The organism is Kineococcus indalonis (genome assembly GCF_009906395.1).
GTDB lineage: Bacteria > Actinomycetota > Actinomycetes > Actinomycetales > Kineococcaceae > Kineococcus > Kineococcus indalonis.
Window position 1 is genome coordinate 1 of sequence record NZ_JAAALM010000120.1, and the last position, 9,013, is coordinate 9,013.

Sequence of the window (9,013 nt, forward strand, 5' to 3'; positions counted from 1 at the left end):
CCGCCGACCCGGCCGCGCACCGCGGCACGGCCGTGGGGGCACCGGCGTCGGTGGCTCTCGGCGTGCCGCTGCACGCCGCCGGTGCCGACGCGGTGCGCGCCGCGCTCGACGCCGGGGACGGGCCGCCGCTGGTGGTCCTGCTGCAGCGCGAGCACGAGGTGCTGCACCCGGCCTGGCGCTACCGCCTCGACGCCGACACCGGCACCGCGCTGGCGGTGCTCGCCCGCCACCGCCGCGCGCTCGCCGCCCACTTCGGCCCGGCGGGCGGGCAGGCGGAGCAGGACGCCCTGCTGGAGGACCTGGTGGCCTCCGGCGCGGTCGACCTGACCTGGCACCGGGTGCCGCCGGGGTGGACGCCCGCGCAGGTGGCGCGGGCGGAGCAGGCGGTGCTGCAGCGCTGGGCCGCCCGCGCCGTCGGCCGGCTCGTCACGGCCGTGGAACCGGCCGCGGGCCCGGCGGACGACGACGGCGCCGGGCTGTCGCTGACGCTGGCGGATCCGGCGGACCCCGCGCGGCTGGACCTGTCCGAGCAGCGCGGGGGCAGCGAGGTGGTGCGCGAGCCGTTCTCCTGCACGACCCACCTGGGCCTGCTGACCGGGCTCGGCCCCGCCGGGCACGCCGTGGACGCCGACGACGACGCCGCCCTGCCGGTCGTGGTCAACGTCGCGGCGGACCCGAGGGTGCGCCGCTGCACCTGCCACGTCGGGTACCGGCGCGCCGACGGCACGGTGGGCACCGAGGTCGTGGAGTGCCCGGGCGAGGAGGGCGCCAGCCGCACGGTGCTGGTCCGCTGGGACCCGCGCGAGGCCCGCCCGGAGCGGGTGGAGGTGCGCTGGTCGCTGCAGTGGGCGCGCTCGTCGTGGCCGGACAGCACGGGATCGCTGTCGCTGGGCACGCGGGCGCCGTGCCTGGCGGTGGACGTGGGGGCGGCCACGCGGGTGGCGGAGGTCGGGCTGGTGTGCGACCTGGCCGGCGCCCCCGCGGGGGCGCTGGCGGTGGTCGGCTGGCGCGCCCTGGTGCCGGCGGTGGACGGGGGAGCGGCGGAGCACTCGGGCAGCTTCTTCGTCGAGCCCACCGGGGCGGCCGGGGAGCTGGCGCACGAGCGGTTCTCCTTCCCCCACCCCGAGGGCCGCGAGGCCGAGTGCCGCGTGGAGTGGACGGCGCAGGTGGTGCTGCCCGACGGCTCGGTGCTGTCCGGGCGGGGCGGTTTCACCCTGGCCGAGCGCACCGTCGACCTCGTCGCGCTGACCGCGCTCGTGCCGGCCTGACCGGCCCGCGCACGCCCCGGGCACGACGGACGGGCTCCACCGGGGGAACCCGGTGGAGCCCGTCCGTCGTGCCCCGCGCTCGTGCGCCCTCCTCGTGCGCGGGCCGGGGGCGGGTGCCGCCCGGCCCGCGCGGGTGGGGCCCGCGCGGGTGGCGCCTCAGGCGCTCAGCGGTTCCTCCCCGACCGCCGTCGCGCCGCCCGCGCCGTCCTCCAGCAGCCGCCGCAGCCGCCGCAGCGCCCGCCCGCGGACCGGGCCGATGCTGCCGACGGGCATGCCGAGCCGGGCGCCGATGAGCGCGTAGCTCGCCGGCCGGGACGCCAGCAGCTCCCCGAGGAGGGCGCGCTCGCGCGGCGGGAGCTGCGCCAGCGCCCGGCGCAGCTGCGGCCGCACCCGCTCCGCGTCCAGGCGCGCGTCGACGTCCTCCGCGGTGCAGGCGGTGCCGAGCGTGCCGGGAGCGCCGGCCGCGAGGGCGTCCGGCAGCGGGACGCTGGGCTCGCGGCGCGCGCGGCGGTGCACGGCCAGGCACTGCCGGGCGGCGGTGGTGGCCAGCCAGCCGGCCAGCCCGCCGGGGTCGCGCACGTCGCGGGCGTGCCGGAGCAGCAGGACCCACGTCTCCTGCAGCACGTCGGCGGCCTCCTCCGGCCCCAGCCGGTACCGGCGGGCCACGTGCAGCAGCAGCGGGCGGTGGCGGCGCACCACCTCGCGCCAGGCGTCGCCGTCCCCGGCGGCCAGCGCCGCGAGCAGCGCCGCGGCCTCGTCGGCGGCCTCGTCGGCGGCCTCGTCGGAGTCGTCGTCCGCGGCGCCGGGGTCCGCGGGGCGGTGCTCAGCGGGTCGGGTCGCGGCCTGCGCGGTGGTGTTCACGGTGCCCTCCGTGGTCCGGGGCCGCTGCGGTGCGGCCGGTGGTGCCGACGAGGGTGCTCGCGCGGTGCACCGCGCACCGTGCGCCGCACGACGGGCGGGGTGTTCGCCCGCCGACACTCCGGGCCCGGCGCTGCCCTGGTGCTCCGCCGCGGCGGCGGCCGAGACTGGCGCGGTGGAGCGCACCCCCCTCGCCGGCCTGGACGAGCGCGTGCGCGCCCGCCTGCTGGAGCGGGCCCGGCGGCGCACCTTCGGCCGCGGGGAGGTCGTCCTGCACGCCGGTGACCCCGCCAACGCCCTGCACCTGCTGGTCTCCGGGCACGTCAGCGTCGGCGTCAGCACCCCCGCCGGCGACACCGCCGTGCTCGCCGTGCTCGGCCCGGGCTCGATCTTCGGCGAGCTGGCGCTGCTGTCGCCCCGCGAGGAGCGCTCCGCCACCGTCGCCGCGCTAGAGGGCGCCGTGACGCTCAGCGTGGCGCGCGAGCACCTGAGCGCGCTGCGCCGCGACAACCCCGAGGTGGACGCCCTGCTGCTCGGGCTGCTCGCCGACTACGTGCACCGGCTGGACGCCCGGCTGCTGGAGGCGCTGTACGTGCCCGCCGACCGCCGGGTGCTGCGCCGGCTGCTCGCGCTGAGCCGGCAGTACGGCGACGGTTCCGCCGGGACCACGGTGCCGCTGACCCAGGACGTGCTGGCGAGCATGGCCGGCACGACCCGCCCCACCGCCAACCAGGCGCTGCGCGCGGCGCAGCACGAGGGCCTGGTGACGATCGAGCGCGGGCGCGTGCGCGTCGACGACCCCGCGGGGCTGGCCCGGCGGGCGCGGTGGCGGTGAGCACCGGGGGCGCGGCGCCCGGCGGGGGCCTCAGCCGCGCGCGAGGGGCAGCGCGAACGTCGGCGAGCCGACCTCGGCCGCCGAGCGGTCCACCACCGCCAGGTCCGCGTCCAGCGCCAGGTGCACGACCAGGTCGGAGTCCTGGGCGCTGACGTACAGGTGCGCGCCGCCGCCGGCGCGCGGCAGCACCCGCACGTGCCGGGGGTTGCGCGCGCCGAGCGGCACGTCGGCCACCGGCCGCGCCGCGCCGTCGGTGACGTCGTGGACGGTGAGGACGTCGGCGCCGCGGTTGGCGACGACGAGCCGGCCCGGCGCCAGGACCGCGACCTCCGAGGGGTGCACGGGCCCGGGCGCGGCGCCGAGCAGGGCCGGGCGGGCCACCGGCTCGCCGAGCCGGGCGCCGTCGGGGCCCTCGAGCACGGGCAGCGACAGCAGCGTGGCGTCCAGCTCCCCGGCCACGTGCAGGGTGCGCGCGCCGGCGGCGCCGGTGAGGGCGACGTGGCGGGGCCCGGAGCCGGGCGGGGTGCGCACCCGCTGCGCGGGCCGCTCGTCGGCGCGGCCGGCGGCGGGGTCGAGGCGGTGCACGCGCAGCTCGTCGGTGCCCAGGTCCGCCACGAGCAGGGTGGTGGCGTCCAGGAACGTCACCGAGTGCGGGTGCGAGGCCTCCTGCCGGTCGGCGCGCGGGCCGGAGCCGGGGTGGGTGAGCACCTGCACCAGCTCCGCGGCGACCCCGCCGGGGGCCGCGACCAGCCCCACCGAGCCGCCGTAGTTCGCCACCGCCAGCAGCCGCCCGCCGGGGTGGACGGCGAGGTGGCAGGGCGAGGACCCGCCGGTGGGCGCCTCCCCCAGCACGGCGCGCCCGCCGGCACCGCCGCCGGCACCGCCGCCGGTCCCGCCGGGGCGGCGGGTGGAGACCACGCCCTCATCGAGCTCGTGGGCGGCGTGCAGCGCGCCGGCGGGGCCGGCGGCCAGGAACGAGGGCGACGCGCACGGGTCCTGCGCGCGCACGGGCCCGAGGCGGCCGGTGGCCGCCTCGCGCGCCAGGAGCGCGACGCCGCCGCCGCGCCCGCCCGTCGCGGCGGTGTAGGACCCCACGGCCAGCAGCTCGTCCACCCGCCCATCCTGCCCGGGCCCGCTGGGGCAGGATGGGCGCCGTGCCGCAGGAGCCAGCGCAGGACCCGCAGCCGGCGGCGGAGCCGCGCCCGCGCCCGTTCGACCCGGCCTCGCCGGGCGACCTGGACGGGCTGTACGACGTGTGCCTGCGCACCGGCTTCCACGGCGAGGACGCCACGGGCCGCTACGGCGACCCGCGCCTGCTGGGCGACGTGTACGCCGGCCCGTACGCCGCGCACGACCCCGCCCTGGTCACGGTCGTCGACGACGGCGCCGGCGTGGCCGGGTACGTCATCGGCTGCGCCGACACCCTCGCCTTCGAGCAGTGGGCCCGCGCGGAGTGGTGGCGCGGGGTGCGCCGGCGCCACCGCGAGCTCGTGGCGGGTGGCGCGGTGCCCACCGCGCTGGACACCGCGCTGCTGCGCTCGCTGGACGACCCGCCGGGTCCGCGCCCGTACCTGCACGGGCGCGGCGCGCACCCCGCGCACCTGCACATCGACCTGCTGCCGCACGTGCAGGGCCGCGGGCTGGGCCGGCGCCTGGTGGAGCACCTGCTGGTGCAGCTGGCCGGGCGCGGGGTGCCCGGCGTGCACCTGGGGGTGTCCACCCGCAACCCCGGGGCGGTGGCGTTCTACCGGCGGCTGGGCTTCCGCGAGCTGGTCGAGCCCGCGCCGGACGCCGGCGCGCTGGTGCTGGGGCTGCGGCTGCGCTGAGCCGGGCGCCCCGCGGGGTCCTCGTCCGGGCGCTCAGCCGCTCCCGGCCAGCATCCCCGAGCGCAGCGCGATGGAGACCGCCTCCGCGCGCGAGGAGGCGCCCAGCTTGGCCAGGATGCGCGAGACGTGGACGCTGGCGGTCTTCTCCGCCAGGAACAGCCGCTGGCCCACCTGCCGGTTCGTCAGCCCCTCGGCGAGCAGCTCCAGCACCTGCGCCTCGCGCGCCGTCAGCGGCCCGGCGGGAGCGGCCGGGTCGGCCCGCACGCGCCGGGCGAGGTCCTCCAGCGCCGCGGCCAGCGGTGCCGCGCCCAGCTGCGCGGCGGCGGTGCGCGCCGCGCGCAGCTGCACCAGGCCCTCCTCGCGGCGCCCGGCGGCCACCAGCGCCTCCGCGAGCCGGCGGCGGCAGCGGGCCGCCTCGTACGCGGCGCCGTGGGCGAAGCCGCGCACCGCCTCCCCCCACGCGGCGACGAGCTCGGCGGGCGGGGCGCCGCGCAGGCGGGCGTGCTCGGCGCGGGCCACCAGCACCCACGCGCGGCCCTCGGGCCCGAGCGCGCCGGCGCGCGGCTGACCGGTGCGGGCGATCCCCTCCACCCGCGCCAGGAGCCGGTCGCCGGTGGGCAGGTCCCCGTCCCCGCCGTCCCCGCCGTCGCCGGCGTCGCGGGCGTCGGCGAGCGCGCCGAGGGCCTGCGCGCCCAGCCGCAGCCCCATCAGGTGCGCGGGGTCCTCCACGGTCAGGCCCTCCACGACGTCGAGCAGGCGCTGCGCGGCGCGGCGCGGGTGCCCGTCCCAGCGGTCGGCCTCGGCGACGGCCGCCGCGGCGGTGGCCCGGTCGAAGGGCTCGTCCACGAGGCCGCCGGCCAGCTCGCGCGCGCGCTCGGGGTGGCCGGTGGCGGCGGCGACGTGGGCGGCGACCACCGCCACCGCCGAGGCCACCGCGCGCGGGCCCTGCGGCCCCACGCCGCCGGCGATCTCCTCGGCGCGCGCGAAGCGGCCGGTGACGAAGCAGGCGGTGGCCTGCAGCAGGAGCAGCTGCACGCCGTACGGCGCCCTGGAGGTCCTGGACGCCTCGTGCAGCAGGGCGTGGCGGAAGCGGTAGCCCTCGGCGCCGTCGGCGTCCAGGACGCGCAGCGCGACGGCGTCGCGCAGGCCGCGGTCGAGCACGTCCTCCTCCAGGCCGGCGGCGGCGCGCAGCAGCTCGTGCCGCACCCGCCGCCCGCCCGCGGCGGCGGCGCGCACGACCTCGGCGGCCTCGGCGGGCAGGGCCTCCACGCGCGCCAGGACGACGTCGGCCAGGGCCTCGGGCAGGGGCGCGCCGCCGCGGGCGGGTGCGCTGGCCAGCAGCAGCTCCCCGGCGTAGTAGGCGTTGCCCTCGGCGCGCGCGTGGATGCCGCGGGCGGTGGCGCCGGGCACGTCGGCGCCGGCCAGGCCCGCCAGGTAGGCGCGGGTCTCGTCCTGGGTGAACGGGCTCAGCGCCACGCGCCGCACGGCGGGCAGCCGCCCCAGCTCGGCGAGCACCGCGCGCAGCGGGTGGCGGCGGTGCACGTCGTCGGTGCGCACGGTGCCCACCAGCAGCAGGCGCTCGTCGCGGGTGCGGCGCACCAGGTGGGTGAGCAGGTCGCGGCTGGCGGCGTCGGCCCAGTGCAGGTCCTCCAGGACCAGCAGGACGCAGCGCTCGCGCGCGGCGGTGCCCAGCAGGCCGCTGACGGCGTCGAACAGCTGCAGCTGGGCCAGCTCCCCGGCGGTGTCGCGCGCGGACCACCAGGCGGCGGTGGTGTCGCGCTGCAGCGGGGCGAGGGCCTCGACGAACGGCAGGTACGGCAGGGCGCCGCCGCCGGCGGAGGCGCAGTGGCCCACGAGCACGGTGACGTCGCCGGCGTCCAGGGCGGTGCGCTGCAGCTCGGCGACCAGGCGGGACTTGCCGACCCCGGCGTCGGCCTCGACGAGGACGGCGCCGGGCGCGCCGGAGCGGGCGGCGTCCAGCGCGGCGCGCAGGACCGCCAGCTCGGCGGTGCGCCCCACCAGGGGCGGGGCGCCGGGCGCGACCGGGGGCACGTCGGCCATCGTGGCACCGGGCTCGGACGCGTCAGGGCGCCGGGCGCAGCCCCCGGTGGCGCGACCACCACCGCGCCGGGCCCCGGCGCGGTGCGGGCACCGCCGCCGGGTCGTCGCGGCGGGCGCGGCGGGCGCGGCGCAGGGCTCGCACCAGGCGCTCGCGCTGGGCCTGCTGCAGCAGCTCGTCCTGGTGCTGGGCCACCAGGGCGTGCGGGTCCCACGACGCCGCCCAGGCGGTCCTGCCGGTCGTGTCCACGGCCACGTCCCCTCCCCTCCACGGGTGCGGCGCGCGGTGCGCCGCCGGGACGAGCCTGCGGCGCGGGGGGTGCCCGGGGCATCGGGAGATCACCGCGTCCTGGTCCGCGCGACCGACCTCAGTTCACTCGGCGCAACTAAGGTTCACTCTCCGTGTTTCACCCTGGGCCGGGACGGTCGTCCCGGCACGCACCGACGGGCGTGCCCGCCGCGCAGGGGTCACCATCGGGAGGTGGCCGTCTGGACGTCGTTCGTGGACCTCGTGCACGCCGTGGGGGCCGCGGGTTCCGCGGCGCTCGTCGCGGGCTTCGCCGCCGACGGGGAGGGGGCCCGGGCCGCGTTCTACGCGCTCGTCGCGCTCGCCTTCGCCGTCGCCCTGGTGCGCCGGCGCGCCCAGCGGCGCGCGCCCGCCGTCCCCGCCGTGGTGGACCTGCGCAGCGAGCCGGCCGCGCCGGCCCTGGCCGACGGGGTCTCCCCGCCCGGTGCCGACGAGCGGCGCTCGGCCGCCTGAGGACCCCCGGCGCGTCCCCGGCCCGCCGCACCACCGGCGCCCGGCTAGGTTCGGCGCGTGGAGCAGCGCTCGGGCGGGGACGTGCGGCTGACGGCCGGCGCGGAGGTGCGCGCGGTGCACGTCGGGCCGGTGGACAACGTGGCGTACCTGGTGACGTGCCGGCGCACCCGCGAGCAGCTCCTCGTGGACGCCGCCGCCGAGCCGGACGCGCTGCTGGAGCTGGTGCGCGCCGGTTCCCCCGCGGGGCGCCTGGCCCTGGTGGTCACCACGCACCGCCACCACGACCACGTCGGCGCGCTGGCCGAGGTGGTCGCCGCCACGGGCGCGGCCACGGCCGCCGGCGAGGACGACGCCGACCACCTGCCGGTCCCGGTGGACCGGCGGCTGCGCCACGGCGACGTGGTGCGGGTGGGCGAGGTGGCGCTGCGCGTGGTGCACCTGCGCGGGCACACCCCCGGTTCGGTGGCGCTGGTGCTGCCCGGCGGCGGCGAGGGCCCCGACCACGTCTTCACCGGCGACTCCCTCTTCCCCGGCGGGGTGGGGAACACGCGCGGGGACGCCGCGGCGTTCGCCTCGCTGCTCGGCGACGTCACCGAGCGCCTGTTCGGCGAGCTGGCCGACGCCACGGTGGTGCACCCCGGCCACGGGGCGCCCACCACGCTCGGGGCCGAACGCCCCCACCTGCCGCAGTGGCGCGAGCGCGGCTGGTGAGCGCCCCGCCGCACCGGCCCGCGCCTGCGGCCCGGTGCGGGGTCCGGGGGCGGGTGCGGGGCTCAGCCCTCCAGGGCCCGCCCGCGCGTCTCCGGCAGCAGCCAGCTCGCGGCGGCCGCCAGGGCGAACGCGACGCCGAAGACCACGAACACCAGCCCGGTGCCCCCGGCGGCCAGCAGCGGGGGCACGCTCAGCGGCGCCAGGATCGAGGCGATGCGCCCGAAACCCGCCGCCGAACCGGCGCCGCGCCCGCGCACCGCGGTGGGGTACACCTCGGGCGTCAGCGCGTACAGCGCGCCCCACGCGCCGAGGTTGAAGAACGACAGCAGCACGCCCGCGGTGAGGATGAGCGGCTCGCTGTCGGCGGCGGCGTAGAACAGCGCCGCGGCGGCGGAGCCGACGAGGAACACCGACAGGGTGCGCCGCCGGCCCCACGCCTCCACCAGCCACGCCGAGACGGCGTAGCCGGGGAGCTGACCCAGGGTGATGACCAGGGTGAACCCCAGCGAGCGCACGAGGGTGAAACCGTCCTCGAACAGCAGGCTGGGGATCCAGGTGAACGCGCCGTAGTAGCTGAAGTTCACGAAGAACCACACCAGCCACGCGCCGGCGGTGCGCCGGCGCAGCCCGCGCGACCACACCCCCGGCGCCGCAGCGCCCGGGGCCTCCAGCGCCGTCGGCGCGGCGGCGCCGGGGG

10 protein-coding genes are annotated in these 9,013 nt (G+C 80.4%); 5 read left to right on the top strand and 5 right to left on the bottom strand.

All coding sequences use genetic code 11. The features are described from left to right. Positions 1-1,268: hypothetical protein (locus tag GTR00_RS08270; RefSeq protein WP_166611149.1), on the top strand; the 1,268-nt coding region annotated here is incomplete at its 5' end. Between the two features lie 156 nt (positions 1,269-1,424). On the opposite strand, the gene GTR00_RS08275 is transcribed toward GTR00_RS08270, so the two are convergent. After that, entirely contained in the window at positions 1,425-2,129 is a 705-nt protein-coding gene (locus tag GTR00_RS08275) for an RNA polymerase sigma factor (RefSeq protein ID WP_166611150.1), read from the bottom strand. A 172-nt stretch (positions 2,130-2,301) separates the two neighbouring features. On the opposite strand from GTR00_RS08275, the gene GTR00_RS08280 reads away from it, so the two are divergent. Continuing rightward, positions 2,302-2,961: a Crp/Fnr family transcriptional regulator gene (locus tag GTR00_RS08280; RefSeq protein WP_205705355.1), complete on the top strand. Its 660-nt coding sequence runs from the start codon at positions 2,302-2,304 to the stop codon at positions 2,959-2,961. Between the two features lie 30 nt (positions 2,962-2,991). Here GTR00_RS08280 and GTR00_RS08285 read toward each other — a convergent pair whose 3' ends face one another. Further along, the gene (locus GTR00_RS08285; RefSeq protein ID WP_166611151.1) at positions 2,992-4,074 is read right to left on the bottom strand and encodes a lactonase family protein; all 1,083 of its coding nucleotides are present in this window, start codon (positions 4,072-4,074) and stop codon (positions 2,992-2,994) included. Positions 4,075-4,115: 41 nt separating this feature from the next. Between GTR00_RS08285 and GTR00_RS08290 the strand changes: the two genes are divergently transcribed. Further along, positions 4,116-4,787, top strand: a complete 672-nt coding sequence (locus GTR00_RS08290) for a GNAT family N-acetyltransferase (protein WP_205705356.1) — start codon at positions 4,116-4,118, stop codon at positions 4,785-4,787. A gap of 33 nt (positions 4,788-4,820) precedes the next feature. Here the strand turns inward: GTR00_RS08290 and GTR00_RS24915 are convergent, their stop codons facing one another. Together GTR00_RS24915 and GTR00_RS08300 are read right to left on the bottom strand one after the other, a co-directional pair. Continuing rightward, a complete protein-coding gene (locus GTR00_RS24915; protein WP_205705357.1) occupies positions 4,821-6,839 on the bottom strand; it encodes an AAA family ATPase in 2,019 nt (672 codons plus the stop codon). 31 nt (positions 6,840-6,870) lie between these two features. Continuing rightward, positions 6,871-7,101 (bottom strand): hypothetical protein, encoded by a 231-nt coding sequence (locus tag GTR00_RS08300; protein ID WP_166611154.1) that lies wholly within the window; start codon positions 7,099-7,101, stop codon positions 6,871-6,873. A gap of 225 nt (positions 7,102-7,326) precedes the next feature. On the opposite strand from GTR00_RS08300, the gene GTR00_RS08305 reads away from it, so the two are divergent. Both GTR00_RS08305 and GTR00_RS08310 read left to right on the top strand, forming a co-directional pair. After that, a complete protein-coding gene (locus GTR00_RS08305) occupies positions 7,327-7,605 on the top strand; it encodes a hypothetical protein (protein ID WP_166611155.1) in 279 nt (92 codons plus the stop codon). Positions 7,606-7,662: 57 nt separating this feature from the next. Further along, positions 7,663-8,316 (top strand): MBL fold metallo-hydrolase, encoded by a 654-nt coding sequence (locus GTR00_RS08310; protein ID WP_323132333.1) that lies wholly within the window; start codon positions 7,663-7,665, stop codon positions 8,314-8,316. Positions 8,317-8,378: 62 nt separating this feature from the next. On the opposite strand, the gene GTR00_RS08315 is transcribed toward GTR00_RS08310, so the two are convergent. After that, positions 8,379-9,013, bottom strand: a 635-nt coding sequence (locus tag GTR00_RS08315; protein WP_166611156.1) for an MFS transporter, incomplete at its 5' end; no start/stop codon positions are given.